We start from the raw sequence: 25,559 nt of genomic DNA on the forward strand, positions 1-25,559 counted from the left end.
ACATGCCCGTATGCATTCGTCGAAATGCGGGAATGGATCAGGGCATTCGCGTTCGCCGGAGGAAGGGGAACGGGCGATGGCAGAACGCTTGAAACGCATGGGACTCGCGGGGGAATTGGTAGCCGAGTTCGCCGGCACGGCGGTGCTCATCCTGTTCGGTGTCGGAGTCGTCGCACAGGTCGTCGCCGGACAGCTCGGCGACCACGACAGCATCGCCTGGGCGTGGGGCATCGGTGTCGCGATGGGTGTGTACGTCGCCGGCCGCACGACCGGCGCGCACATCAACCCGGCCGTCACCCTGGCCTTCGCCCTCTTCCGTGGCTTCCCGTGGAAGAAGGTCGTGCCGTACGCGCTCGCGCAGACCGCAGGCGCGTTCGTCGCGGCGCTCATCGTGCGGTGGAACTACAACGAGGTCCTCACCATGGTGGACCCCGGGCACACGATCAAGACCCAGACGGTCTTCTCCACCCTTCCCGGCAACGGCACCCTCCCGGTGGGCATGTGGGGCGGCTTCCGCGACCAGATCATCGGCACCGCCATCCTGCTCTTCGTCATCTTCGCGCTGTCGGACCTCGACAACATGGCGCCGAGCGCGAACATGGGGCCGTTCGTCATCGGCCTGCTCATCGTCGGGATCGGCATGGCGTTCGGTACGAACGCCGGCTACGCGATCAACCCGGCGCGTGACTTCGGGCCGCGTCTGGCGAGCTTCCTCACCGGGTACGGCGGAGCCTGGCGAGATCAGTACGGCGACTTCTACTGGTGGGTGCCCATCGTGGCCCCCCTGATCGGCGCGGCCGTCGGCGCGGGCCTCTACCAGCTCGCGATCGCCCGGTTCCTGCCCATGGACGTGAACCGCGACGTGGTGAAGCCCTCCGACAACCCGTGAGCCGGCCACCCTGAGTGACGGGGGTCAAGCCTCGATCCAGCCCTTATGGAGGACGACATGCCCGAATTCGTGGGTGCCATCGATCAGGGCACCACGAGCACCCGCTTCATGATCTTCGATCACGAGGGTGCCGAGGTAGCCAAGTTCCAGCTCGAGCACGAGCAGATCCTGCCCAGGGCGGGCTGGGTCGAGCACAACCCCATAGAGATCTGGACCAGGGCCGCCGCCGTGATCCAGAGCACGCTCCAGCGCAGCAACCTGCAGGCGAGCGACCTCGCCGCGATGGGCATCACCAACCAGCGCGAGACCACGGTGGTGTGGAACCGGCGCACCGGCCGGCCGTACTACAACGCGATCGTCTGGCAGGACACCCGTACCGCGGGGATCGCCGCGGCGCTCGATCGCGACGACCGCGGCCAGATCATCCGCGACCGCACCGGACTGCGGCCCGAGGCGTACTTCTCCGGCGGCAAGATCCAGTGGATCCTGGAGAACGTCGAAGGCGTCCGCGAGGCCGCCGAGCGGGGCGAGGCCGTCTTCGGCAACACCGACACCTGGGTCGTGTGGAACCTCACCGGCGGCGTCGACGGCGGCGTCCACGTCACCGACGTGACCAACGCCAGCCGGACGATGCTCATGGACCTCGACACGCTCGACTGGGACGACGAACTGCTGTCGTTCTTCGGCATCCCGCGTCAGATGCTGCCCGAGATCCGCCCGTCGTCCGACCCCGCCGGGTACGGCGTCGCCTCCCAGGCCGTCAACGCCCCGGTGCCGATCACCGCCATCCTGGGCGACCAGCAGGCCGCCACCGTCGGACAGGTGTGCTTCGCGCCAGGCGAGGCCAAGAACACCTACGGCACCGGCAACTTCCTGCTGCTCAACACCGGCACGACGCCCGTACGCTCCAAGAGCGGCCTGCTCACCACCGTGGCGTACAAGTTCGGCGACCAGCCCGCGGTGTTCGCGCTGGAGGGCTCGATCGCGGTGACCGGCTCGGCCGTGCAGTGGCTGCGCGACCAGCTGCACGTCATCACCTCCGCCGAACAGGTCGAGACGCTGGCCCGGCAGGTCGAGGACAACGGCGGCATGTACTTCGTGCCGGCGTTCTCCGGGCTGTTCGCCCCGTACTGGCGGGCCGACGCGCGCGGCGCCATCGTGGGCCTGTCGCGCTACAACAACGACGCCCACCTGGCGCGCGCCACCCTCGAGTCGATCTGCTACCAGAGCCGCGACGTCGTCGAGGCCATGGAGCAGGACTCGGGCGTGGCGCTCGACGTGCTGAAGGTGGACGGCGGGGTCACCGCCAACGACCTGTGCATGCAACTCCAGTCGGACATCCTCGGCGTGCCGGTCAGCCGTCCGGTCGTCTCGGAGACGACGGCGCTCGGGGCCGCGTACGCCGCCGGCCTGGCCGTCGGCTTCTGGCGCGACACCGACGAACTACGCGCCCACTGGGCCGAGGACCGCCGCTGGGAACCCACCTGGACCGAGCAGGAACGCGAAAAGGGCTACACCGGCTGGAAAAAAGCCGTCACCAAGTCCTTCGACTGGACCGACCCCGACTGACGAACCTCACCTATCGCCCCGGGCCGGGACTACCAACCCCGGGCCTGGAGCATCGCCCTCTGCCCGGAACCATCGCCCCCAGGCGGCCCACGAGGCCGCCACCTCGTCGGGCCCGCCCGTCCGAGCCTGACAACGCCGCCACCTCGCTTCGACCCGTCCGGCCGTGCTCACAACGCCGCCACCCCGTTCGCCTGGCCACGCTGGGCGGCGGGGGTGGTTGGCGCGTGGGTGACGGCCGCGCGTGTGCACGGGCATCTCGCCGTCGCGCGGCCCGTCCTGGTTGGGTGCGCGGACGTTGCCGCCTCGTCATGACTGGCTGGGCTGCTGCCACGGTCGGCGCATGGGCGACGGCCACGGGAGTGCGCCGGCACCTCGCCGGCGCCGACACTCTGCTCCACCGGGCTGCGGCTCGAGGGCTCATCGCCCCGTCCAGGTCGGCCTGGACGGGGCGACGGCACTGTCAGCTCACCCCGCTCGCCTCGGGCGGGCTCGTGGACCCGGTCGGGTCATCGCGTTGGGGGCCGCAGACCCTCCCGACCCGCACCGCCCACGGCGCGTCCCAGCCGTGGGAGCCGCACCGACCCGACTTCGGTAAGGGGGCGTGGGACGGTGCTGCCGGCTGGGGGTCCTGTTCTTCTCGGGAGGGAGCGTAGGGGGGTCGAGCCGGCCGGACTTCACGCGGATCGATGCGTGGCTGATGGGCGCGCCCATCGACAGACGAGGACCTCGCACTTCGCGGCGCCGGCCGTGCAGGTACGAAATCCGAATTCTGATCTTGCACGGGAGTCGCTGTAGCGTTTGCCGGTCAGGTGGGCAGCACTTGAGGACTGATCGGGCCAGGCATGTCAGTGAGCAGTAGTCGCACGCAGAGGAACAAGCAACCATCCTTCGCGAGGTGGCCGGCCGGATGCCGGCGCATTCGGGGTGACAGGAGAACCTGGTGAGTCCGCAGCGCTCTGGCCCACTGTGCCCCGCATATCCCGATGCGTTCTTCGTGGGCGGCATCCGGTTCGTCGGCCCGACGGGCCAACTGGTCGTCACCGAGATCCACGACAAGGGGGAGTTGGTGCTGCCGACCGGCAGCCTCATCGCCGGCGATCCCACGGGACTGTTGTTTCCGCAGGACTTCACGGCCTTCACGCAGACGGTTCCCCCTGGGCGCTATCCGCTGCGGCTGTCGGTCGTACGGTTCTCCGACGACCCCGACCACGTTCGGGTCTGCGCGGCCGTGCTCGTCGTGCATGACGCGCCGACCGTCCACTGGGAGCAGGCGTTGCTTCCCGAACAGGACCTCAGCGAACTCGGCGACGAAGAGTTCTTCGGGTTCGGGGTCGACGGCGCAATGGGGTGCCTGTTCGACGCATCGCTGCTGAACCACTTCGCCACCGTGCTGGGCAGTGGCGAGGGCGGCACCGCCTGGATCGACCTGCTGTGCGGCAGCGGGCCCGAACCGCTCGTCGCGGGAACCCGGACCGTGACACTGACCGGGCCCGCCGGCGAGCCGGCCTTGACTGCCTGCGAGTCGGGTTTCGGCGACGGCGCCTACCCGGTGTGGTTCGGCCGCGACGACGACGGCCGGATCACCGCGGTGGTCGTCGACTTTCTCGTCCTGAACGAGTCCGAACCCCTCGACCCGCTCGGGCCGTGACTGCTCTCGACCGCGCGACCCAGTGCCACATCAGGCCCCGTCTCGTCATACTGCTCGGGTGATCGTCGGACTCGCGGCAGAGCACGACTTTCCCGGCTTTCTTGGCCTGGCAGCTCAAGTGGAGCACTGGTTCGGTCCGATGGTTGAGCAGCCGGGCCGCTGGCTTGTCGTCTCGGAGCAGGCGAGGGGGCAGGGGGTCGGCCGGGCACTGACAGCGGACGCCATGCGCCGCTTCGTGCGGGGTCCGGGCAGCATCGAGATGGTCACCTTCGGGGCGGTCTGAAAGGGGCCGCGCTGACCGAGCCTCGGGGCTGTTCGCCGGTGGACTGAGGTGGTGCTGGTCGGCTCAGGTCCGGTTCTTCTCGCAGGGGGCGTGGGAGTGCGCCGGCCGGGCTTCGGTGGTGTTCGCCTTGGTGGGGGAGTGGGGGCGGGTCGGTTGGACGCGGGCCCGCTCACACGTCGTGGAGGGAGCGGGCCCGGGTGGGTCAGCTGACGACGTCCTTGTGGCGGAAGCGGCGGAAGGCCACTGCGATGAGGATGGCGGCGTACGTGATGGACACTGATGCGCCCTTTGTCATACCGCTCCAGTCGAGCTCCGGTTGGAGGGCGTCCAGCCAGGCGTTGTTCCAGAACGTGGGCAGGAACTCGCGCAGTACGCCCAGCGCCTCCACGGCCTGCAGGATCGTGCACACGATCCACAGCCCGACGGCTCCGCCCACCGCGCCCAGCGGTGAGTCGGTCATGGTCGAGATGAGGAAGGCCAGTGCGGCGACCACGAGCTGGCTGACCAGGGCGTACCCGATCACGATGCCGAAGCGGGGAAGCACGTCGAGCGCCGGGATGACCTCGCCCGTGACGGGCACCTGGATGTCGTCCCAGCCGAACGCCAGAGTGCCCGCGAGCAGCGCCATCAGCGGCAGGCAGATCACGGCTGAGGCCGAGTAGGCGAGAGCCACGATCAACTTCTGCCGCAGCAGCCGATCACGCGGGACCGGAGCGGCCAGAAGGTAGCGCAACGACGACCAGTTGGCCTCGCTCGCCACGGTGTCGCCGCAGAACAGCGCGACCGCCACCACCAGCAGGAAGCTGGCCGACACCGACAGCGCGAACGCGGCGAAGTTGAGCCCGCTCTGGGTGGCCAGGTCGGAGATGCGCAGCGACTGCTCCTGGCCGCGCTGCGGCCCGATCTGGAACGCGATCACGAGCACCCAGGGCAGTGCCAGCAGCAGCCCGAACATCGCCAGCGTCCGCCGCCGCTTGAACTGCCGCACGAACTCCACCCGCAACGGCAGCGTGCGGTTGGGCGCGTAGCCCGTCGCGGTGGTCATCGCTTGTCTCCGATGAGGTCGAGGAACACGTCTTCGAGCCGAGGCCCGTGCCCGTTGGCGACGGCCGCCGAGCTGAGCAGCTGCGACACCGGACCGGTGGACACCAGCCGCCCGCGCTGCATGACCACGACGTGGCTGCAGGTCTGCTCGACCTCGGCCAGCATGTGGCTGGACACGATGACGGTACGGCCGTCGCGCGCGTAGCGCTTGAGTACCTCCCGCATCTCGCGGATCTGAGGTGGGTCGAGACCGTTGGTGGGTTCGTCGAGCACGAGCAGGTCGGGCAGCCCGAGCATCGCCTGGGCGATGGCCAGGCGCTGGCGCATGCCCTGGGAGTAGGTGCGTACGGCCCGGTCGAGCGCCTTGCCGAGACCGGCGATCTCGAGGGCCTCGTCGAAGTGGGCGTCGGCGGTCGGACGGCCGGTCGCCGCCCAGTAGAGGTCGATGTTGTCGCGCCCGGACAGGTGCGGCAGGAAGCCGGGCCCCTCGACGAACGAGCCGAGCCTGGACAGCACGGGAGCGCCGGGCGTCACGCGTTCGCCGAAGATGCGGATCTCGCCCTCGTCGGGCTGGATGAGGCCCATCATCATGCGCATCGTGGTCGTCTTGCCGGCGCCGTTCGGGCCGAGCAGCCCCAGGACCTGGCCCTGCTCGACGCGGAACGACAGCCCGTCGACGGCCCGCTCGCCGTTGCGGTAGGCCTTCGTCAGGCCCCTGATCTCCAACGGCACGTCGGGCCCGCCGTCCGCCGACGCGGAGGCCGCGGTCACCGTGGCCCCGTTCGGGCTGGTCGCCAGGTTGCCTTCGAGGGGCGACGCGCCGCGTGCCGGGCGGCGCCTGCGGCCGACGGCCAGCAGGACGGTCGCGACCACGACGGAGGCCAGCGGCATGGCCCAGACCCACCACGCGACGCCGGTCGGAGCCGCCGCCAGCGTGCGGACGGTCGGGACCGCGAGCACGGGGGAGGCCAGCGAGACCTGGTACGTGGCCGGCTGGGCGGGCGTCGCGAACCCCATGTCGGTCGTCGTCACCACCAGCCGCATCCGGTGGCCCACGGCGAAGCGGTGGTCGACGGCCGGGAGCTGGACCGTGGCCGTCACGCTGCCCGCGCCCTCGGGGATCGTGACCCGGAGGGGAGCGACCAGCCCGGCGGGCAGGACGGGCAGCTGGCTGCTGTCGGCGACGTCGTACAGCTTCGCGAACAGCGTCGCCGTGCCCTGGCCGCTCACCCTGATCGTGGCGGAGGGGCTGCCGGTGAGCTGGAGCGGGGTGGTGAGCGGCACGGACTCGAACGCGGCGCTCTGGCCGGGCATGTCGATCGAGACGCCGCCGGCCTGGCCGCCAAGCAGGCCGCCGATGCCGGGCACCGTCGAGATGGAGGCGGGCGAGCCGCCGGGCGGGTTGACGATGTTCTGCTCGGGGCCCTGCAGCTCGACGGTGGTGGTGTCGGTGCCGCCGAGCCCCGGGTAGGATCCGGTCTCCGGGTGCAGGAGGATGCGCTGGCGGGTGCCGGGGTCGCGCCCGCCGTCACGCGTCACCGTGAACGCGCTCACCGGCGGCGCCCCGGAGCCCTCGCCCTTGAGATAGCGGGCGAACCAGGCGCTGGACTGCTCGAACAGCCAGTCGGCCTCGCCGTTGCCGCCGTCGTGGCCGCCGTCGAACCAGCCCATGCTCACCGGCGTGCCGGCCGCGGCGATGGCGTTGGCGTTGGCGTCGGCGTGGCTCAGCGGGAACAGCGAGTCGCGCTGCCCCTGGAGGAGCAGGGTCGGCGCCTTGATGCGGTCGGCCACGGTGACGGGGCTGGACCTGCGCAGCAGCGCGACGGCCTCGGGCGTCGCGGTGCCGGTCTCGGCGACCTTCTGGTAGACGTCGCAGATCTCGGGCAGGAACCTGCCGCACCGCGCCTGCTCGGGGGTGAGCGGCCCGGCCGCGTCGCGCGGGCCCAGGAGCGACGTCGCGTCGAGCGAGACGCCCTGGCCGAAGAAGATGCCGGCCCACATGCGTTTGAAGACACCGCCGGCCTGCTCGGCCCCGCCACCGCTCGGGGCGGCGTCTCCCTCTTCGGCCGCCGAGCTCTGGCCGGCGGACGGGGCAGTCGCGGCGGCGTTGGGGAACAGCGCGTCGGCCAGGTCGGACCAGGTGATCTGGGGCACGATCGCGTCGACCCGCTGGTCGAAGGCCGCCGTCATCAGCGCTATCGCGCCGCCGTACGAGCCGCCCGCGATGCCGACCCGCGGGTCGCCCGCCGCGTCGAGCTGCACCTCGGGACGCTTGGCGAGCCAGTCGATCAGCTGCTGGACGTCCTTGACCTCGTAGTCGGGCGAGTTGAGCGCGATCTGACCGGTCGAGCGGCCGAAGCCGCGCGCCGACCAGGTGAGGACGGCGTAGCCCTCCTGGGCGAGGCGGACCGCCTGGTCACGCATGCTCTGCTTGCTGCCGCCGAACCCGTGGGCGAGCAGCACGACAGGCGCCTTCCCGCCGCCGGGCGGCGGGAAGAACGTGGTGTCGAGCTCCACCCGCTGGTCGCCGGCAGGTCCGTCGACGACGGTTATCTTCTGGTCCTGGCCCCGGACATCAGGAGCCGACGGCCACACGAGCCAGGTCGTCACCCCGATGAGGGCGAGTGCCACCACCAGTGCGGCCACACGCTTCATGCGGTGAGCCTACTTATCGCACCTGAGAGATCGCTGAGACGGCGCCCGCGCGCCGTGCCCGCGCGCGGCGCGGCGCCGCCGACCTGGGCGATCATGGAACCCGCCGGTCGGGACCGGTGTCGCCCGACAGCGCGCGGGCGACGGTGAGGCTGTCCTCGTAGATGTGGTAGCGCGTGATCAGGCCGCCCTCGACGGTGAGATGCAGGGCGAACGGGGACGTGTAGGACACATCGTTGATCTTGACGGTTTGCGCGATGGTGCCGAGCACGACCGCGTCGTCGCCGTCGACCAGGATGCGGGTGACCGTGGTGCGGTTCCGCTCGGGCGCGTGGTGCGCCCCCAGCGCGCCGAAGTGTTCGGCCACGTCGGCGCGGCTCGCCCGCGGCCGGATCCACGGCACCGACGGGTGCCCTTCGTCCGGCCAGCTGAACCGCCAGTCGCTCTGCTCGGCGAACAGCTCCGCGACGCCCTCGGGGTCGCTCTCGCCGATCCGGCGCAGCAGCTCATGAACGGTGTCGCGAGTGGTCATGATGAGTCCTTTCTGGCGTTTCGGGCGGGGGAAGTCTCCTGCGTGGTAGGTGGGCATGGCGATTACCCGCCAGGTAAGGCGGCCGCCTACGCCCTCGCCCGGCCCATGTTGCACGCCCGGCGCGGAGCCGAATCGCCGAGCGCGGCGAACTGTGGACAACGAGCCGTCGCCCGGGTTGCCTGTGGACAGCGGGCGTGTGGAAGCCCACGACGACAGGAGGCGGAATGCCGGCGAATCCCCCTGAAACCGGCGACGTGTTCCTGCCGTCCACGTACGCGACCGCCGTTCCCTACGGCCTGTTCGCCCGGCTACGGGAGGAGGACCCCGTCTGCTGGGTCCCCGAACCGGCCGTCGGGCCGTGGCGTGCGGGACCGGGCTACTGGGCGGTGTTCCGGCACGCCGACGTCAAGCACGTCCTGCGTACCCCGGAGGATTTCTCGTCCCACCTCGGCGCCACCCAGATCCGCGACCCCGACACCCCGGCTGACCTGCGCTTCGTCCAGGCCATGATGCTCAACATGGACCCGCCCGGCCACTCCAGGCTGCGCCGGATCGTGGCCGCGGCCTTCACCCCGCGCGCGGTCCGCGCGCTGGAGCGGGCGATCGCCGAGCGGGCCGCGGCGCTGTTCGCCGCGGGCGAGTGCGACTTCGTGGAGGTGGCCGCCGACCTGCCCGTGTGGACGCTGGCCCACGTCATGGGAGTGCCGCCGCGGGACAGCCGGCTGCTGTACGACTGGGCGTCCCGCGTCATCGGCTATCAGGACGACGACTACGCCGCCCTGTCGACGGCGGACGTCGCCTCCCTCAGCCCCATGGGCAGGCTCGCGGTGGCGGCCCGGCCGGAACCGCGCCCCGGCGTCAATCCCCGTTCGAGGGCCGCGCTCGCCGACATGTTCACCTACGCCCACGCCCTGGCGAAAACCCCTATAGACGATAAATCCGTCATGTCGGCCATGCGGAGAGGCGGTCTCACCGAGGAGGAGTTCGAGAACATGTTCTTCCTCTTCGCCGTCGCCGGGAACGAGACCCTGCGCAACGGCATCCCCGGCGGGCTGCTCACCCTCCTCGACCATCCCGGCGAGCTGGCCCGCCTGCGCGCCGACCCGTCGCTGCTCGGCTCCGCCGTCGAGGAGATGCTCCGCTTCTGGCCGCCCGTCGTGCACTTCCGGCGGACGGCCACCCGCGACCTCACGCTCGGCGGCCGGCGTATCAGGGCGGGCGACAAGGTCGTCGTCTATCACGCCTCCGCCAACCGCGATCCGGCCGTATTCCCCGACCCCGACCGCTTCGACGTCGCCCGCAGCCCGAACGACCACGTCAGCTTCGGCTTCGGCCCGCACGTCTGCCTCGGCGCCCACCTGGCCCGCGCCCAGTTCCGCGCGATATTCGGCGAGCTGCTGTCCTGGGACGTCGAGCCGGCCGGCGCTCCGATGCGCCTCACGTCCAACTTCCAGAACGGACTCAAGCACCTGCCCGTACGCCTGAAGAAGGGGGAAGCGCCATCCGGAGGTGGAGCTCCTCCAGCCGAACGCCGTCGTCCTCGTCCACCTTCGTACGGCCCGACGGCGTGAACCCGTACCGCTCGTAGAACCGCCGCCCGCGCGCGTTGTCCGTCAGCACCCACAGCCCGACCTCCGTGCCGCCCGCGGCAACCATGGCCGCGGTCGACGCATCCATCAGCGCACGTCCCATGCCGGTCGAGAAATCCTCGGGCAGGATGTAGATCGCGTACACCTCCATGCCGGGAATGTCGTCATCGCGGCTGTCGCCGTACAGGGTGAAGCCGCGGACCGCGCCGTCGCGCACGGCCACGTGGCCCTTCAGCCGTCCGTCCTTCATGGCGTTCGCGCGGGCCTCCACCAGCTGCGGACGCACCTCCATCCCGTCGAGCAACGCGTCCGGCAGCAGACCGCGGTAGGCGACGCGCCAGCCGGCGATACGGACTTCTTCAATCGATACTGAATCGTCCGGAAGTACAGAACGGATCGTTAACGACATGTCCGCATTATGGCGACGAGCAGAGAGCGGCCAGATCAACGACCCTGCCCCCTCTGTCGTCAACGCCGATCACCGTAAGATTCGGTCCTGTGAAGTCTCCAGCATCGTTCAAGAAAGCCGCCGCGTGGGCCCTGCCCTACTGGACCCGGGGGCCTGCAGGCCGTGAGACGCCGCACGACCTGTTCCGAGTGCTCTACTTCGGCTGGCTGGTGGCGTTCACCCTCAAAGTGCTGGGCTCGGCCTGGGACGTCTCGTGGCACTTCAAGTGGCTGCGCGACGACCTCGCCCCGCCTCACCTGCTCAATTCCGTCGGTACGGCCATCGTCGTCGCGCTGACCGTGATCCACGGTTACACCGGCTACGGCGTCGACAAGGCCGCGCTCCGGCTCATCCAGTGGGGCACGGGAGTCTTCCTCGTCGCGGTGCCGCTCGACCTGATCAACCACCGCATCAACGGCCTCGACATCACGTCGTGGAGCCCGTCGCACATGATGCTGTACGTCGGAACGTTCTTCATGATCGCGGGTGTGATCCGCGGCTGGTTCATGGGCGCGCCGCCCGGACGTGAGCGGACCGTCGTGCTGGGCGCGTTCTTCACGTTCTTCCTGGAGAACGTGCACTTCCCCGAACAGCATCAGGAGTACGGCATCCTGTCGCTCGGCGCGTGGGACAACAAGGTCGTCTACGCCGAGCAGATCCTGCTGCGGTTCGCCGCCGACCAGATGGGCCGCCCGGTCGACCGTACGATGATCACCGGCTTCACCCTTCCGGTGCCCGACGCCCTCTACCCGGTCTACGCCGTGATCGTCGGGCTGTCGGTGCTGGTCGTGGCGCGCGCGCTGATCGGCAGGTTCGGCTCCGCCACGCTGGTGGCCGCCACCTACGTCGGGTTCAGGACCGTGATCTGGCCGCTGCTCACCTTCACCGGCTTCCCGCCGTCGGCCGTGCCGTTCTTCCTGATCGCCGCCGGGCTGCTGGTGGATGTCGCGTTCCTGGTGCGGATACCCGCCGTACGGGCGGTGCTGGGTGCCGTCGTGGTGACGGCCGGCGCGTACGGCGCGCTCATGGCGCAGAGCGCCGCGATGGGCCCGGTGTACGGCTGGATCAAGGGTCAGGACGGCCTGCTCGGCGCGCCCCCGCTGGCCACGGCGACGGCCGTGTGGGCCGGGCTGGGCCTGCTCGTCTCGTGGCTGGCGATCGAGTGGATCGTGAGCCGGCGCAGGCCGCGGGAGGCCGGAGAACCGGCGCCCCGCGTGCCCGTCGCGGCCCCCGCGGCGACCTGAGCCCGATCAGACGATCGACGACCGCGTGATGGCCACGGCCACCCCGTAGGCCAGGCCCATCACGCTCACCTCGGCCACCGCCCAGCCCACCAGGGCGGTGGCCCGGTGCTCGCGGATGGCGGGCATCAGCCGGAAGCGGATGTGCGCCGCGAGCGGCACCAGCAGCGCCACCAGCACCGCCTTGACCACGACCAGCTGCCCGTAGTGGCTGGTGAGCAGGGCGTCGGGCAGCGTCACGCCCGGCGTGAGCGCCATCGTGCCGAGGCCCGTGACGAGCCCGGACAGGCCCACCAGCAGCAGGCACACCGTGGCGATCTTCGAGAACTTCGGCAGCGACACGGCCAGCAGTTCGCGGTGCGGAGCGACGAACGTCGCCATCGCCACCAGCCCCCCGGTCCAGACCGCGGCGCCCATGACGTGGAGCTCCATCGAGATCATGAGCGGGTCGTGCCAGACCGACGCGACGGCGTGGCCGGTGACGGGGATCGGCAGCAGCCCGAACAGCGCCACGATGATCCGCAGCTCGGCCGGGACCTTCTCGCCGAACCGCACGGCCATCAGGCCGATGCCGGCCGCCGCCAGCGCGCAGGCTGCGCTGAACAGCAGCCCCTGACCTGCGCCGACGTCGCCGACGTACGCGGCGATCATCCCGAACGTCGGCACGGCCCCCGGGTTGAGGTCGGCGGTCTGGAAGACGACGGTGATCAGCGCGCAGATCGCCCACGCCCACGCGGCCGTGACCACGAGCGGGCGGACCTTCAGCAGGACCGGTTCGGTGCGCTCGGGGTCGTCGAACCCGAGAACCTTCGGCAGCAGGCTCAGCCCGACCACGGCCACCGAGGCCACGTCGAGCAGCACACGCACGATCGGCAGCCCGACCGCCACCACGACGCCGGGCATCGGGACGCCGGGCACGGCCTCCTGCGCGGTGAACGTGCTCGCCGCGACGGCCGCGACCACGGCGGCCACGCCGAACGCGCCGGCGACGACGGACCCGCCGATCCGCTGCCGGGAGAGCGGGAGAGCGGTGATCGTCACGCGTCCGCCCCCTCGTTCTCGGCCTCGGGGGCCGCCGCGCCTGAGGTGGGGGAGGAGCGGCGGAGGGCGACGACCGTGCCCGCCGCGAGCAGCACCAGGGCGCCCGCGATCCACAGCACCGCCATGCCGGCGCCGCCGTTGGCGGCCGCCTCGGCGGCATCGGCGCCCGTGACACCCGAGACGTCGGCACTGTCGGTCTCCGGTACCGGGGCCCCGGCGGAGGCGCCCGCCGCCACCGAGAAGCTGATCTTGCCGGTGACCGGGTGGCCGTCGGCCGACAGGATGCGGTAGCCCACGACGTACGTGCCGCCGGGCGGCAAGGGTTTGAGCTTGACCGAGACCCGCTCCGCCGCGACGTCGGCCGCCCCGTCGGCGAACACCGCCCCGTCGGCTCCGGTCACCTCCATCTGCGCGTACCCCTTGCGCACCGCTTGGTCGAACACCAGCGTCACCTGCCGCGGCGCCGCCGTCAGCGTGGCCCCGTCCTTGGGGTCGCTGCCGATCAGCACGTTGTGCGCCTGGGCAGGTGCGTACGCCAGCCCCACGGCGGCGCAGGTGAGCAGCAGGACCGTGAGTAGCCGCCTCACAGACAAACCTTCCATCGGACACGTTGGAACCCGTATATGGTCCCATCCATGGGCGACCTGTTCGGCGGCGCGGCCCCTTACTACGCGCGATACCGTCCCCGCCACGCCGCGTCGGCCATCGAACACCTGGCCATGACGTTCGGCGCCGACAGCACGGTGCTCGACCTCGGCTGCGGGCCGGGGACGATCGCCATCCCCCTGGCCCGCCGCGTCCGCGAGGTGCTCGCGGTCGATCCCGACGCCGAGATGCTCGCCGAGGGCGAACGCCTGGCGGCGGGCGCGCCGAACATCCGCTGGATCCGCGGCGACTCCACCGGGCTGCGCGAGCTGCCGCCGTTCGACCATGTCGTCATGGGCCGGTCGTTCCACTGGATGGACCGCCGTGCGGTGCTGGCCGATCTCGACGAGCTGCTGCCGCCCGGCGGCGTCGTGGCGCTTCTCGGGCCGGCGCGCGACGGCGGCCCCGAGGAGCCGTGGGAGCCGGTGATGCGGCGGGTGCGCGACGCCTTCGCGGTCGACACGGCGACCGCGCCCAACTCCTACCAGACCTCCGGTGAGCACCACGACGACGTGCTGGCCGGCTCGCCGTTCAGCGCCCTCGACGTCGCCCACTACGAGGAGCGCCTGACCTACGGGCTGGAGGAGGTCGTCGGCCTGCAGCTGTCGTACTCCCACACCTCGCCCGCCCGTCTCGGCGCCCGCCTGGCGGACTTCACCGAGGCGGTCAGGCGGGAGCTGCTCGCGCTCAATCCCCGGGGCACGTGGGAGCTGACGGTGATCACCCAGGTCCTCACAGCCGCTCGGCCGCCACGCCCAGCTCGTACGACGCCGCCGTCCTGATGAGAGCGTTCACCCGGCGGCGGGAGAGCGCGTTGGGGTGCAGGTGGGTCTGGACGGCCAGCCCGTCGATGAGCGCGAACAGCCGCCACGTGGTCGCGTCGGGGTCGGGGCAGGCGAACTGCCCGCAGTCGACGCCGGCCTCGATGATGCCGCGCATGAGCGTACGGCCGCGGGCGTCGATGCGGCGTGAGGTCGCCTCGAGCTCGGGGCTGCGCATGCCCTCCGACCAGGCGTCGATCCAGAACCGCCAGCCCTTCGTGGGGATCGCGGGGGAGCAGAGCCGCAGCAGCGAGCGCAGGCGGTCGAGGGGCGCGCCGGCGGACTCCTCGAGGTCGGCGAGCGACTGCAGGTGGACGCGGGCGGCGTAGCCGAACGCCTGGGCGAACAGCCCTTCCTTGGTGTCGAAGTGGTAGAAGAGCAGCGCCTGGCTCACGCCCGCGGCCTTGGCGATGTCGATGGTCCTCGTGTGCCCGAAGCCCTGCTCGGCGATCACCTCGCAGGCCGTCCTCAGCAACTTCTCACGCCGTATTCGGCTGAATCCTGTCGCCGTCGCGGGAGCTTTGACTTCTGATAAATGGCATTTATCGGACAAAACGGTTACCTGCTTCGAAAAGGACAGTCTCCGGGATGTAACCGGAATCTCGCTCGGATTGATCATGGTAGCCCTAGGCACCCCTATGCCGAAATAGGTAGTACTAATCCGTTATGGGGATGCTCAGGACGAAACGGGCACCTTTGTCGGAATCCTCGATCGTCAGCGTGCCGCCGTGCGCCTGCGCGATCTCGCGCGCGATGGGGAGCCCGAGGCCGGTGCCGCCGGCGTCGCGGCTGCGGGAGGCGTCCAGCCGGGTGAAGCGCCGGAAGACGAGCTCGCGGTGCTCGGGCGCGATGCCGGCCCCGTCGTCAACCACCTCCAGCGCGGCCTGCTGCCTGATCCGCCGCACGGACACGATGACGCGGCTCTCGGCGTGCCGCTCGGCGTTGTCCAGCAGGTTCGTCAGCAGGCGGGCCAGCCGGATCCGGTCGGCGGTGACGACGACGCCGGGCTCCAGTGAGGTCACCACCTTCTTCGAGCGCGGTCGCGCGGTCTCCGCCCTGACCAGTTCGGCCAGGTCCACCGGCGCGAGCCGGCCCGGCTCCCCGGCGTCCAGCCTGGCCAGCGTGAGCAGGTCGGTGACGATGTTCTGCAGCCGGTCGAGGCTGTTCAGCAGCCGGTTCCCGGTCTCGTGCCAGTCGGTCTCGTCGGCGGCCAGCATGGCCTCCTCCAGCTCCGCGCGCATGGCGGTGACCGGGCTGCGCAGGTCGTGCGAGGCGTCGGAGACGAACCTGCGCTGCTGCTCGACCGCTTCCTGCAGCCGGGCGAGCGTCTGGTTGGCGGTCTCGGCGAGGGCCCTGATCTCGTCGGCGTTCTCCGGCACGGGCACCCGCATCCCGACGTTGCCGGCGGTGATCTCGGCCAGCCGGCCGGTGATGCTGTCGACCGGCGCGAGCGTCTTCGCGACCATCCGCGAGGCGCCGAACCAGGTCAGCACCACGAGCGCCGCCGACACACCGGTCAGCAGGACGACCGCGGCGAGGCTGACGTACCAGGGCGGTACGGGGCCGAAGGCGTGGACCATCCAGTCGCCCTGCTGGTCGTACACGCGGAAGGTGACCGTCACCTGGCACTTGTCGTGGAACCGCGGCACGCCGCACACCGTGTCGATGCGGCTGGTGCCGCCCGCCTCGGGGGCGAGTGCGGTCAGGCGCGCCGCCCCCCGCAGGTCAGGCGTCGCCGACACCACCCTGCCCTCGGGGTCGATCACCTGGATGCTGTACGGCTCGCTGTCGAGCGTCTGCGGCAGCTCGTGCTCCTTGATCAGGTGGACGGCGCGGAGCGCGCTGCCGATGATCTCGTTCGTCCGGATGTCGACGAGCGTGTTGTGCGTCGACCACAGCAGCAGCGTGCAGGCGACGAGGCAGAGCAGGGCCATGGCGACGCTGGCGAAGAGCGCCAGTCGCGCGCGGATGGAACGCCCCAGCCGTGTGATCACACCATCTCCTTGGGTGATCACATTAAGAGGATTTCCCTCAAAAAAGGGAAATTACATCACAAAACACCATAAAGAACACCAGAGCATTGCTCTGTACGGGTCTCGGTGGCTGACCTAGAGTAAGTGAGCACTGATGCGAGGAGTCGATGTGAACCTGGACGAGTATCGGCGTGCGGCCAGAGCCTGGCTGCAGGACAACGTTCCATCGGACGACTACCCGGAAGCCGACCCGGTCTCCCGCGCCAAGAGCTTCATGGCCGGGCTCTACGACGCCGGTTACTCCGGCATCACCTGGCCGCGGCAGTGGGGAGGCCAGGGGCTGACGCAGGCCGAGGAGCGCGCGTTCGCCGACGAGGCCCGCCACTACACCCTGCCCACCTACCTGTTCTCGATCGGCCTCGGCATGACCGGGCCCACGATCGTCGACCGCGGCACCGACGCCCAGCGCGAGCGGTTCGTCCGCCCGCTCCTGCGCGGCGAGGAGATCTGGTGCCAGCTGTTCTCCGAGCCCGGAGCGGGCAGCGACGTCGCCGCCACGCAGACCAGGGCCGTCCGCGACGGCGACCACTGGATCGTCAACGGCCAGAAGGTGTGGACCTCGGTCGCCCACCACGCCGACTGGGGGCTGCTGCTGGCCCGTACCGACGTCGAGGTGCCCAAGCACAAAGGTCTCACCATGTTCGTGGTGGACATGCACCACCCGGGCGTGACGGTCCGGCCGCTGAAGGACATGTCGGGACGCGCCAACTTCAACGAGGTCTTCTTCGACGACGTCACCATCCCCGACGAGCACCGCGTGGGCGACGTCGACGACGGCTGGAGCGTGGCCGTCACGACGCTGCTGCACGAGCGGCTGTCCATCTCGGCGGGCGTCGGCATGGGCGGCCAGAAGGACGACCCGGCGTCGCTGGAGGCGCTGCGCACCATGGTGGACACGGGCGACCCGTACGTCCGCGACCAGCTGGTCGAGCTGCACATCCGCACCCGCGCGCTCGCGCTGTTCAACCAGCGGCTGGCCCAGGAGACCAGGGCCGGCGTCTTCCCAGGCGCGCGCGGCAGTGCCGCCAAGCTGCTGCTCGCCGAGCTGACGCTGTTCCGGGCCGACCTCGCCACGCAGCTCGTCGGCCCCGAGGCGGTGGTGGGTGGCCATCCCCTCGCCGGCGTCATCGCATCCGCCCCCGGCCTGGCGCTCGGCGGCGGCACCAACGAGATCATGCGCAACATCGTCGGAGACCGCGTGCTCGGCCTGCCGCCGGAGCCGCGGATGGACAAGAACGTGCCGTTCAAGGACCTGAAGGTGGGGACCCAGGCGTGAAGCTCGTACTCAGTCCCGAGCAGCGGGAGCTGCGCGAGGCCGTGCGCGCCTTCCTGCGCGCCGCCGCGCCGCTGCCCAAGGTCCGCGAGGGCTACGACCCCGCGGTGTACGCCCGCCTCAACGGCGAGCTGGGCCTGTCCGGCCTGATCGTGCCCGAGGAGCACGGCGGCGCGGGCGCCGGCATGGCCGAGCTGGCCGTCGCGCTCGAGGAGACCGGCGCGGCCCTGCTGCCCGGCCCGTTCCTCTCGACCGTGTTCGCCACGATCGCGGCGGGTCCCGTGTCCGACAAGGAGCTGCTGACCGGCATCGCCGACGGCCGCGTCACCGCCACGCTCGACCGGACGGAGGTGCTGTTCGACGGCACGTCCGCGCGCGGCACCCTGCCGCAGGTGCTCAGCGGCATGGAGGCCGACGTGCTCGTCGCCCCCGCACGCACCGGCGACGGCCTCGTCCTGGTCGCCGTCGAGCTCGCCGGGCCCGGCGTGCGCAGGACCGCGCTCGACACCCTCGACCTGACGCGCGGCCAGGCCGCCGTCGTCCTCGACGGCGCTCCGGCCCGCCCGCTCGGCCGCGCGCCGGAGGCCGAACTGCACGACCGGCTGTGCGTGGCCCTCGCCGCCGAGCAGCTCGGCGTGATGCGCGCGGCGCTCGACGCCATCGTGGCCTACGCCAAGATCCGCGTCGCCTTCGGCCGCTACATCGGCTCGTACCAGGGCGTCAAGCACAAGCTCGCCGACATGCACGGCAAGCTCGAACAGGCCGAGTCGATCGTCCGGTACGCCGCCTGGGCGGCCGACGAGTCGCCCGGCGAGCTGCCGGGCGCCGCCGCACTCGCCCAGGCGTACGTCGGACGGGCCTGCTTCGAGGTGGCCCGCGACCACCTGCTGCTGTACGGCGGCGTCGGCTACACCTGGGAGCACGACGCCCACCTGTTCTACAAGCGGGCCAAGGCCGACGAGGTGCTGCTGGGCCCGCCGCGTCTGCACCGTGCCCGCCTCGCCGACCTGCTGGAGCTGTGATGGACGTCAGCGGGCTGCCCGGCTTCTACGCCATCGCCGCGGCCGACCCCGGCCGCCGCGCCGTGATCGACGCCGACGGCTCGGAGACCACGTACGGCGAGCTGCTCGCCCGCGTCAACCAGGTCTCCCACGGGCTGCGCGCCCGGGGGCTGACGACGGGGGACGTGGTGGCGGGAGTGCTGCCCAACGGGCTCGACGCCGTCGTCATGCTCATGGCGACCGGGCAGATCGGCCTGTACTACGTGCCGATCAACTGGCACCTGACCGCCTCGGAGATCGCGTACATCCTGTCCGACTGCGACGCCGCCGTCGTGGTCACCGGGCCCGAGTACGCCGTGCCGGGAGGCGAGGTCGGCACAGCCGGTCTGGCCGAAGGACAGCCGGCCGACGCGCCCGCCGACCGGGCGGCGGGGGCCGTCATGTGGTACACGTCCGGCACCACCGGCTTCCCCAAGGGGGTGCAGCGCAAGTTGCCCGGCGCGGAACCCGAGGCGATCGCGCCCCTGTACACCTGGTTCCTCGGCGAGGTCGTCGACCTGCGGCCGGGCGACGACGTGCACCTGGTCACCTCGCCGATGTACCACTCGGCGCCCTGCGCGCACACCCAGTTCGCGCTGCACCTCGGCCACAGCGTGGTCATCGCGCCCCGGTTCGACCCGGCCGGCGTCCTCGATCTGATCGACCGCCACCGCGTCTCCAACGCGATGATGGTGCCGACCATGTTCCACCGGATGCTGCAGCTGCCGGAGGAGACCAGGGCCGCGTACGACATGTCGAGCCTGCGCCAGGTCGTCCACACCGCCGCCGCCTGCCCGGTCGCGGTCAAGCAGAAGATCATGGACTGGTGGGGCCCGGTCCTGTACGAGTACTACGGCTCGACCGAGTCCACGATCGCGTTCTCCGTCAAGCCGCACGAGTGGCTCGCCAGACCGGGCACCGTGGGCCGGCCCGCGCCGGGGTTCGAGGCGAAGATCTGCGACGAGGCGGGCAAGGACCTGCCGCCCGGCGAGCCGGGCCTGATCTACGTCAAGTCGAGCCTCGGCTCGTTCGAGTACCGCAAGGACCCGGGCAGGACGGCCGCCAGCATGCTGGGGGAGTGGTACGCGCCCGGCGACATCGGCTACCTCGACGAGGACGGCTACCTGTTCCTGTGCGACCGGCGTACCGACCTGATCATCTCGGGCGGGGTGAACATCTACCCCGCGGAGATCGAGGCCGCGCTGCTCGACCACCCCGCGGTGGCCGACGTGGCGGTCATCGGGGTGCCCGACGAGGAGTGGGGCCACAACGTGGTCGCGCTCGTGCAGCCCGCCGCGGGCGTCGAGCCGGGCCCCGGCCTGACGGCCGAGCTGCTGGAGCACTGCGAGCCGCGCATCGCCCGGTTCAAGCACCCGAAGGTGATCGTGTACCGCGCCGAGCTGCCGCGCACCCCGACGGGCAAGCTGTCGCGCAGCCGGGTGCGCGAGGACTACCTGGCAGAGACGCAGAAGGAATGACCTTCACCGGGGCCCCGCCGCCCGCCGGTAGCGGTCGGCCAGCAGCAGCACCTGCTCGGCCAGCTCCGGCGGGTCGAGCACCTCGAAGTCCACGCCGAGGAACCCGATCCACACCGCCATCCTGAACAGGTCGTCGCCGCCCAGGTGGGCCAGGCAGGTGGCGTCGTCCACCGGCTCGAACTCCAGGAGGTGCTTCAGCGCCCGCATCTCCTCGACGGGGGCGTGCAGCAGCACCGTCGCGCGATGCCGCCACATCGCCGTGTTCACCCCCTTCTCGACGTACGCGGCCACGTCGCCGTCCTCGGGCAGCTCGCGCGGCGTGAACCGGGGCCCGGCCGGAGGGCGCGGCCGCACCCGGTCGACCCGGAAGGTGCGCCAGTCGGCCCGCGCGACGTCGTAGCAGACCAGGTACCAGCGTCCACGCCGGTGCGCCAGCCGGTACGGCTCCACGTCCCGCACGCTCTGCTCGCCGTCGTGCCCGGTGTAGTCGAAGCGGAGCCGCTCGCGGTCGCGGGCCGCGTTCGCGATCGTGGTCAGCACCTCAGGACGCACGGACGGCGCCGGGCCCGGCATCTGCACGGTGTAGGCGTTCAGGGCGCTCACCCGCCGGCGCAGCCGCGACGGCAGCACCTGCTCCAGCTTGGCGAGCGCCCGTACGGAGCTCTCCTCGATGCCCTCGACGCCACCGCCCGTGGCCCGCCCGAGCCCGACCGCGACCGCGACGGCCTCCTCGTCGTCGAGCAGCAGCGGGGGCAGCGCCGCCCCGGCGCCCAGCCGGTAGCCGCCCGCGACTCCCGGGGTCGCGTTCACGGGGTAGCCGAGCGAGCGCAGCCGCTCGACGTCGTTGCGGATGGTCCGGGTCGACACGCCGAGCCGGGCCGCCAGCTCAGGGCCCGACCAGTCGCGATGGGCCTGGAACAGCGAGAGGAGCTTGAGCAGACGGGCGGAGGTGTCCAGCATGTGCCCAGTGTGCCGGTGATCGCGGCAAGGTTCGTTCCGCGTTGGTGACCGGGCCGCGGCGCGCGGCCCGGTCACGTGGCGCTCAGCCGCCGAACAGCTGCCGTGCCTGCTGGATGACGACCAGGACGGTCAGCGTGCCGAAGAACGCCACCGACCAGATCAGCGCCCCGAGCCGGTAGGAGCGGACCTTGAGCGCCTGCGGCAGCGCCCGCCGGTTCAGGACGATCAGCAGGATCGAGTAGACGAACATCATCACGGCCGCGAAGCACGCCGAGAAGACCAGGAGGATGAGCGGCTGGTCGAAGCCCAGCAGCAGGATCGCGGTGCCGAGCAGCGCCATGCCCCAGACGATCGCGAAGTAGACGCGGTTGACGGAGACCGGCTTGTCGCGCAGGTAGACGGTCTTGATCGTGTCGGACGCCAGCCGCGAGGTGTAGTCGACGATGCCCATCGCCGAGGCGAACAGGGCGAGGGCTCCGATCAGCCAGAACAGCACCCCGAACCAGGGGCCCACGACGTCCATCAGCACCTGGCCCTCGACCTCGAGGAACGCGATGCTGTTCTCCAGGCCGGGCCGGCCGAACACCGTCGAGTAGGCCAGCATCGACATGAGCGCGATCGTCACGAACGCCACCACCGCGAACGTCCAGGCCTGCTCGATGTTCGCGAAGCGCCACCACCGCTTCCAGCGGGCCAGGTTCTCGGCGGTGGGCGGGAACTGGTAGCCGGTCGAGGACGCCGCCTCCTCGTGGCCGGTGACGGGGCTGACCAGGCGCGGCACGTACAGGCCCATGCCGAAGCCCTTGTCGCGGATCCAGTTGCTCTGGCACAGGTTCTGGCCGCCGCCCGCGCCCGCGTACGCGATGGCGCCCATCAGGACGGCGAAGTCGAGCGGCGGGATGGGGAAGCTCGCGTCGACGGTCAGCCCCCGGCCCAGCTGGACCCAGCTCTCCGCGTTGATCGCGATGAGGACGGCCACCACGGCCAGCGTGGCCACCAGCGCGATCTTCACGAAGATCACGCGTTCGAGGATGGTGTAGATGACGGGCGCCAGGGTGAGGCCGAGCGCGATCAGCAGGAGCATGCCGATCGCGATCCACCGCACGGCTCCCTGGCCCGACCCGGTCAGGTAGGTGACCATGGTCGCGGACGTGGTCACCCAGCCCGGCCAGAGGTTGGAGCAGAGGGTCATCAGCACGAAGACCAGGCCCCAGTGTTTCCACATTCTGCTGAAGCCGGTCAGCGCGGTCTCGCCGGTGGCGAGGGTGTAGCGCTCGATCTCCATGTTGAGGAACCACTGGGTGATGATGCCGATCGCCGCGCCCCAGATGAACACGAGACCGACTTGCGAGGCGATGTACGGCCAGAGGATGAACTCGCCGGACGCGAGCCCGACCCCGGCGCCGACCAGGCCGGGGCCGATGATGCGCCAGGTGGACGAGGGCGGTTCTGGAAGGTCGCGGACGTGGACAGGAGGTAGGACGCGCGCAGGAACGGTGGGGGTGAACTCCGCCATGCGGATCTCCTTGCTCTGCTTTCCTCCCGTCACATTACAGAGATCGTGGACCGCGGTGAACAGCCAGTTGACAACCGCGGTGAGAGAACCATCGAAACCTTCGTGACCAGGGAAAACGTCAGCTTGTAACCATCCGATCACGATGAGCGCGCCACGCGACGGATGGTGACGGGGAAAACGCGAAACGTCGTCATGATGAGTCCGCGGTCCCACCCGGGACAGCAGTCGACCAGGAGGTTCTCATGACGCAGTCCATCGGACGCAGGCTCACCGCACTCGGTCTCTGCGCGGCCGCGACTCTCGCGGTGCCCTTCTCGACGGGCACGGCGGAGGCCAAGAAGAAGAGGGCCCCGGCCGCCGTGCTGACCATCACCGTCACGCCCGGCAACGGCGGCACGCAGTGGACGCCCCCGCAGCGCTACCGCAGCACGCGCTGGACCCACTCGCGCCACCGCAGCACGCACTGGCCACGACACGACCACCGCCACGTCGGCGCGTACACCTACACGCTGACGTGCGGCCCCGACGGGGGCACGCACCCCCGCGCGCACGAGGCCTGCGACGCGCTGCGCCAGGTGCGCGGCAACGTGCGGGCGCTCAACGTCAACCCGGGCCCCTGCGTCTTCGTGTACAACCCGGTGACGGTCGACATCAGGGGCCAGTGGTACGGCCGTCCGACCGCGTACCGGCAGCAGTTCTCCAACCGGTGCGTGATGGACAGGAAGCTCGGCCCGGTCGTCTAGCGGACCGCTTCCACCAGGGCGCGCAGCAGGGCGGTGCGCCGGGGCATCTCGGCCACGAGCACGTGTTCGTGGTCGGCGTGCGCCCCACCGCCCACCGCGCCCAGCCCGTCCAGCGTCGGGCAGCCGACCCCGGCCGTGAAGTTCCCGTCGGAGGCGCCTCCGACCGCGGCCGACGGCAGCGTCCCGAGCCCCAGCTCCGCCGCCAGCCGGTTCGCCAGGGCGTACAGGGAGGCCGACATGGCGGCCTCCAGCGGCGGCCGGTTCGGGCCGCCGAGCACCTCCAGACGGGTGCCCGGCACGACCGGCCGCAGCGCGCGGATGGCCGCGTCCACGCGGTCCTGCTCGCGCACCTCCGCCGCCCGTACGTCCACCGCCACCGAGGCGGCGGCCGGCACCGTGTTCTGCGCAGAACCGCCCGACAGCACCGTCGGCGTCACCGTCGTCGCACCCGAGCCGAGCGCCGCGACGGCGAGGATCTGGTGGGCCAGCTCGACACCCGCGTTCGCGCCCTTCTCCGGTTCGAGACCGGCGTGCGCGGCCCGTCCATGGACGTCGAGCCTGTAGATCGAGGTGCCCTTGCGGGCCGTCTTCAGCGCGCCGCCGTCCGCGCTGGCCTCCGCGACGAACGCGGCGGCCATCCCGCGCGCGCTGTCCTCGATGAGCGGCGCGGAGGTGAGCGAGCCGACCTCCTCGTCGCCCGTGACCAGCAGCGTGACGCCGTCGAGCGTGCCGAGCCCGGCCAGCGCGTGGAACATCTGCACCAGCCCCGCCTTCATGTCGAAGACGCCCGGCCCGCGCGCGACGCCGTCGGTGACCGACCAGGGGTGGGTGGCGAGCGTGCCGATCGGCCAGACGGTGTCGTGGTGGCCGAGCAGCAGCACCTTCGGCGTGCCGAACGTCCAGCGCAGGTGCGTGACGCCGTCGATCACCAGGAACTCGGGGGCGGCGCCGAGGTGCCTGGCGCCCATCGCGGCCACGACCTTGGCACTGCGCGCCACGGCCTCCAGATCGCTGGAGAACGACTCGCAGACGACGAGCTCCTCCAGGTCCTCCAGCATGCGGGCGGTCTGCGCGTCGTTCACGCCAGCGTCTCCCCGAAGAACCGGTGCACGTTGCCGCCGATGATCTGCATGACGTCCTTCTCCGGCAGGCCCCGCGCGAGCAGGCCCTCGGTCACCATGGGCAGCCCGGCCGGACCCTCGAGCCCGGGTACGCACGCCCTGACGTCGACGCCCCGCAGCTGGAGGCCCTCGCAGCACGGCGGCGTCAGGTCGTCCATCACCTCGCGCATGAAGTCGGGGCCGAGCCCGACGTGGTCGATGCCGGCCACGTCCACGACATGCTCGATGTGGTCGAGCAGCCGGTCGAGCGTCATGTCCTCGGCGCGCTCGGCAAGGAACGGGGCGAAGAAGTTGACGCAGATGACGCCCCCGGTCGCGGCCACGGCCCGCAGCTGGTCGTCGGTGAGGTTGCGGTGGTGGTCGCGCAGCGCGCGGGCCGACGAGTGGGTGGCCATGAGGGGCCTCGTGGCGAGCTCCAGCACGTGGGCCACGCCGGAGGCGCCCAGGTGGGAGACGTCGAAGACGACGCCGAGCCGCTCCATCTCCCGCAGCGCCTCGATGCCGTGTGAGGTCAGCCCGCTGCCGGTGGCGTCCTCGCCGCTGCCGTCGGCGAGCGGCGTGCGGCCGAAGTGCGCGATCGACGCCACCCGTACGCCGAGGCGGTGCACGGTGGAGATGAGTTCGACGCTCGCGTCGAGGCCCGGCATGCTCTCCAGCGCCAGCACCAGCGCGATCTTGCCGTCGTCCAGCGCCTGGTCGATCGCCGCGGCGTCGAGGCACAGGCGGACGTGGTCGGGGTTGCCCTCGGCCAGCACGTGCGCGCATTCGATCATCCGCAGCGTCTGCCGCAGAGCGCCCTCGGGACGGTACTGGTCGTCGATGAAGACCGGCAGCACCTGGAGGTTCACCCCGCCGTCGAGCAGCTGTGGCAGCCACTGCTCGCGGAAGAACGTGGCCCACCGCTCCGGCGGGCGGGCGGAGACGGCCATGAGCAGGTCGTTGTGGGTGTCGGCGACGACTGCGCGTTGGTGCAGGGAGAGCGTCATGCTTGGA

23 protein-coding genes are annotated in these 25,559 nt (G+C 71.0%); 11 read left to right on the forward strand and 12 right to left on the reverse strand.

Translation table 11 applies throughout. The features are described 5' to 3' along the window. Positions 1 to 76 precede the first annotated feature (76 nt). The 4 genes from BLR04_RS20355 to BLR04_RS20370 all read left to right on the forward strand — a co-directional run bounded on the left by BLR04_RS20355 (position 77) and on the right by BLR04_RS20370 (position 4,389). Positions 77 to 889: an MIP/aquaporin family protein gene (locus tag BLR04_RS20355; protein ID WP_090767514.1), complete on the forward strand. Its 813-nt coding sequence runs from the start codon at positions 77 to 79 to the stop codon at positions 887 to 889. 57 nt (positions 890 to 946) lie between these two features. Beyond that, positions 947 to 2,458, forward strand: a complete 1,512-nt coding sequence (glpK, locus tag BLR04_RS20360) for a glycerol kinase GlpK (RefSeq protein ID WP_090767775.1) — start codon at positions 947 to 949, stop codon at positions 2,456 to 2,458. A 940-nt stretch (positions 2,459 to 3,398) separates the two neighbouring features. After that, the gene (locus tag BLR04_RS20365) at positions 3,399 to 4,106 is read left to right on the forward strand and encodes a DUF4241 domain-containing protein (RefSeq protein ID WP_176903196.1); all 708 of its coding nucleotides are present in this window, start codon (positions 3,399 to 3,401) and stop codon (positions 4,104 to 4,106) included. A gap of 58 nt (positions 4,107 to 4,164) precedes the next feature. After that, positions 4,165 to 4,389, forward strand: a complete 225-nt coding sequence (locus tag BLR04_RS20370; RefSeq protein WP_218129089.1) for a hypothetical protein — start codon at positions 4,165 to 4,167, stop codon at positions 4,387 to 4,389. A 202-nt stretch (positions 4,390 to 4,591) separates the two neighbouring features. Here the strand turns inward: BLR04_RS20370 and BLR04_RS20375 are convergent, their stop codons facing one another. From BLR04_RS20375 to BLR04_RS20385, 3 genes are all read right to left on the reverse strand, one after another. After that, complete coding sequence (locus BLR04_RS20375) at positions 4,592 to 5,434, reverse strand: ABC transporter permease (RefSeq protein WP_090767521.1); 843 nt, start codon at positions 5,432 to 5,434, stop codon at positions 4,592 to 4,594. Next, positions 5,431 to 8,088 carry an alpha/beta fold hydrolase gene (locus tag BLR04_RS20380; RefSeq protein ID WP_090767523.1) on the reverse strand — a complete coding sequence of 886 codons (2,658 nt, stop codon included), beginning with the start codon at positions 8,086 to 8,088 and terminating at the stop codon, positions 5,431 to 5,433. The genes BLR04_RS20375 and BLR04_RS20380 overlap by 4 nt, the downstream gene beginning before the upstream one ends. A gap of 91 nt (positions 8,089 to 8,179) precedes the next feature. After that, the gene (locus tag BLR04_RS20385; protein ID WP_090767526.1) at positions 8,180 to 8,617 is read right to left on the reverse strand and encodes a nuclear transport factor 2 family protein; all 438 of its coding nucleotides are present in this window, start codon (positions 8,615 to 8,617) and stop codon (positions 8,180 to 8,182) included. Between the two features lie 224 nt (positions 8,618 to 8,841). Between BLR04_RS20385 and BLR04_RS20390 the strand changes: the two genes are divergently transcribed. After that, positions 8,842 to 10,188: a cytochrome P450 gene (locus BLR04_RS20390; RefSeq protein ID WP_090767530.1), complete on the forward strand. Its 1,347-nt coding sequence runs from the start codon at positions 8,842 to 8,844 to the stop codon at positions 10,186 to 10,188. Here BLR04_RS20390 and BLR04_RS20395 read toward each other — a convergent pair. Next, positions 10,079 to 10,654: a GNAT family N-acetyltransferase gene (locus BLR04_RS20395; RefSeq protein ID WP_143022115.1), complete on the reverse strand. Its 576-nt coding sequence runs from the start codon at positions 10,652 to 10,654 to the stop codon at positions 10,079 to 10,081. The genes BLR04_RS20390 and BLR04_RS20395 overlap by 110 nt on opposite strands. 50 nt (positions 10,655 to 10,704) lie before the next feature. On the opposite strand from BLR04_RS20395, the gene BLR04_RS20400 reads away from it, so the two are divergent. After that, positions 10,705 to 11,898 carry a hypothetical protein gene (locus BLR04_RS20400; RefSeq protein ID WP_245740365.1) on the forward strand — a complete coding sequence of 398 codons (1,194 nt, stop codon included), beginning with the start codon at positions 10,705 to 10,707 and terminating at the stop codon, positions 11,896 to 11,898. A gap of 6 nt (positions 11,899 to 11,904) precedes the next feature. Here the strand turns inward: BLR04_RS20400 and BLR04_RS20405 are convergent, their stop codons facing one another. Further along, positions 11,905 to 12,936 (reverse strand): copper resistance D family protein, encoded by a 1,032-nt coding sequence (locus tag BLR04_RS20405; protein WP_090767536.1) that lies wholly within the window; start codon positions 12,934 to 12,936, stop codon positions 11,905 to 11,907. Further along, positions 12,933 to 13,523 (reverse strand): copper resistance CopC family protein, encoded by a 591-nt coding sequence (locus BLR04_RS20410; RefSeq protein WP_176903197.1) that lies wholly within the window; start codon positions 13,521 to 13,523, stop codon positions 12,933 to 12,935. The genes BLR04_RS20405 and BLR04_RS20410 overlap by 4 nt, the downstream gene beginning before the upstream one ends. Positions 13,524 to 13,571: 48 nt before the next feature. On the opposite strand from BLR04_RS20410, the gene BLR04_RS20415 reads away from it, so the two are divergent. Then, entirely contained in the window at positions 13,572 to 14,363 is a 792-nt protein-coding gene (locus tag BLR04_RS20415; RefSeq protein ID WP_176903198.1) for a class I SAM-dependent methyltransferase, read from the forward strand. Here the strand turns inward: BLR04_RS20415 and BLR04_RS20420 are convergent. Continuing rightward, on the reverse strand, positions 14,314 to 14,877 hold the full coding sequence (locus BLR04_RS20420) for a TetR/AcrR family transcriptional regulator (protein ID WP_245740366.1): 564 nt from the start codon (positions 14,875 to 14,877) through the stop codon (positions 14,314 to 14,316). The genes BLR04_RS20415 and BLR04_RS20420 overlap by 50 nt on opposite strands. A gap of 181 nt (positions 14,878 to 15,058) precedes the next feature. After that, positions 15,059 to 16,396 carry a sensor histidine kinase gene (locus tag BLR04_RS20425; protein WP_245740367.1) on the reverse strand — a complete coding sequence of 446 codons (1,338 nt, stop codon included), beginning with the start codon at positions 16,394 to 16,396 and terminating at the stop codon, positions 15,059 to 15,061. A gap of 148 nt (positions 16,397 to 16,544) precedes the next feature. Between BLR04_RS20425 and BLR04_RS20430 the strand changes: the two genes are divergently transcribed. The 3 genes from BLR04_RS20430 to BLR04_RS20440 are packed head-to-tail and all read left to right on the forward strand — an operon-like array spanning position 16,545 to position 20,226. After that, positions 16,545 to 17,711, forward strand: coding sequence for an acyl-CoA dehydrogenase family protein (locus BLR04_RS20430; protein ID WP_245740368.1), 1,167 nt, complete (start codon positions 16,545 to 16,547; stop codon positions 17,709 to 17,711). Further along, entirely contained in the window at positions 17,708 to 18,730 is a 1,023-nt protein-coding gene (locus tag BLR04_RS20435) for an acyl-CoA dehydrogenase family protein (protein ID WP_090767549.1), read from the forward strand. The genes BLR04_RS20430 and BLR04_RS20435 overlap by 4 nt, the downstream gene beginning before the upstream one ends. Next, complete coding sequence (locus BLR04_RS20440) at positions 18,730 to 20,226, forward strand: AMP-binding protein (protein ID WP_090767552.1); 1,497 nt, start codon at positions 18,730 to 18,732, stop codon at positions 20,224 to 20,226. The genes BLR04_RS20435 and BLR04_RS20440 overlap by 1 nt, the downstream gene beginning before the upstream one ends. A gap of 3 nt (positions 20,227 to 20,229) precedes the next feature. On the opposite strand, the gene BLR04_RS20445 is transcribed toward BLR04_RS20440, so the two are convergent. Together BLR04_RS20445 and BLR04_RS20450 are read right to left on the reverse strand one after the other, a co-directional pair. Next, complete coding sequence (locus BLR04_RS20445; RefSeq protein WP_090767555.1) at positions 20,230 to 21,186, reverse strand: helix-turn-helix transcriptional regulator; 957 nt, start codon at positions 21,184 to 21,186, stop codon at positions 20,230 to 20,232. An 82-nt stretch (positions 21,187 to 21,268) separates the two neighbouring features. Beyond that, positions 21,269 to 22,702, reverse strand: coding sequence for an Nramp family divalent metal transporter (locus BLR04_RS20450; protein ID WP_090767559.1), 1,434 nt, complete (start codon positions 22,700 to 22,702; stop codon positions 21,269 to 21,271). A 242-nt stretch (positions 22,703 to 22,944) separates the two neighbouring features. Here BLR04_RS20450 and BLR04_RS20455 point away from each other — a divergent pair, with 242 nt between their 5' ends. After that, on the forward strand, positions 22,945 to 23,445 hold the full coding sequence (locus BLR04_RS20455) for an SSI family serine proteinase inhibitor (protein WP_090767562.1): 501 nt from the start codon (positions 22,945 to 22,947) through the stop codon (positions 23,443 to 23,445). On the opposite strand, the gene BLR04_RS20460 is transcribed toward BLR04_RS20455, so the two are convergent. Together BLR04_RS20460 and BLR04_RS20465 are read right to left on the reverse strand one after the other, a co-directional pair. Further along, positions 23,442 to 24,527, reverse strand: a complete 1,086-nt coding sequence (locus BLR04_RS20460) for a M20 family metallopeptidase (RefSeq protein WP_245740369.1) — start codon at positions 24,525 to 24,527, stop codon at positions 23,442 to 23,444. The genes BLR04_RS20455 and BLR04_RS20460 overlap by 4 nt on opposite strands. Further along, a complete protein-coding gene (locus tag BLR04_RS20465) occupies positions 24,524 to 25,552 on the reverse strand; it encodes a dipeptidase (protein ID WP_090767565.1) in 1,029 nt (342 codons plus the stop codon). The genes BLR04_RS20460 and BLR04_RS20465 overlap by 4 nt, the downstream gene beginning before the upstream one ends. Between the last annotated feature and the right edge of the window lie 7 nt (positions 25,553 to 25,559).

The organism is Nonomuraea maritima, assembly GCF_900100395.1.
Classification (GTDB): domain Bacteria; phylum Actinomycetota; class Actinomycetes; order Streptosporangiales; family Streptosporangiaceae; genus Nonomuraea; species Nonomuraea maritima.

What these genes read in the sequence shown, in the direction of transcription:
- BLR04_RS20465 (WP_090767565.1), bottom strand. Translation starts at nt 25,552, where the DNA reads ATGACGCTCTCCCTGCACCAACGCGCAGTCGTCGCCGACACCCACAAC.
- BLR04_RS20450 (WP_090767559.1), bottom strand. Translation starts at nt 22,702, where the DNA reads ATGGCGGAGTTCACCCCCACCGTTCCTGCGCGCGTCCTACCTCCTGTC.
- glpK (WP_090767775.1), top strand. Translation starts at nt 947, where the DNA reads ATGCCCGAATTCGTGGGTGCCATCGATCAGGGCACCACGAGCACCCGC.
- BLR04_RS20415 (WP_176903198.1), top strand. Translation starts at nt 13,572, where the DNA reads ATGGGCGACCTGTTCGGCGGCGCGGCCCCTTACTACGCGCGATACCGT.
- BLR04_RS20445 (WP_090767555.1), bottom strand. Translation starts at nt 21,186, where the DNA reads ATGCTGGACACCTCCGCCCGTCTGCTCAAGCTCCTCTCGCTGTTCCAG.
- BLR04_RS20440 (WP_090767552.1), top strand. Translation starts at nt 18,730, where the DNA reads ATGGACGTCAGCGGGCTGCCCGGCTTCTACGCCATCGCCGCGGCCGAC.
- BLR04_RS20385 (WP_090767526.1), bottom strand. Translation starts at nt 8,617, where the DNA reads ATGACCACTCGCGACACCGTTCATGAGCTGCTGCGCCGGATCGGCGAG.
- BLR04_RS20455 (WP_090767562.1), top strand. Translation starts at nt 22,945, where the DNA reads ATGACGCAGTCCATCGGACGCAGGCTCACCGCACTCGGTCTCTGCGCG.
- BLR04_RS20380 (WP_090767523.1), bottom strand. Translation starts at nt 8,088, where the DNA reads ATGAAGCGTGTGGCCGCACTGGTGGTGGCACTCGCCCTCATCGGGGTG.
- BLR04_RS20390 (WP_090767530.1), top strand. Translation starts at nt 8,842, where the DNA reads ATGCCGGCGAATCCCCCTGAAACCGGCGACGTGTTCCTGCCGTCCACG.
- BLR04_RS20355 (WP_090767514.1), top strand. Translation starts at nt 77, where the DNA reads ATGGCAGAACGCTTGAAACGCATGGGACTCGCGGGGGAATTGGTAGCC.
- BLR04_RS20375 (WP_090767521.1), bottom strand. Translation starts at nt 5,434, where the DNA reads ATGACCACCGCGACGGGCTACGCGCCCAACCGCACGCTGCCGTTGCGG.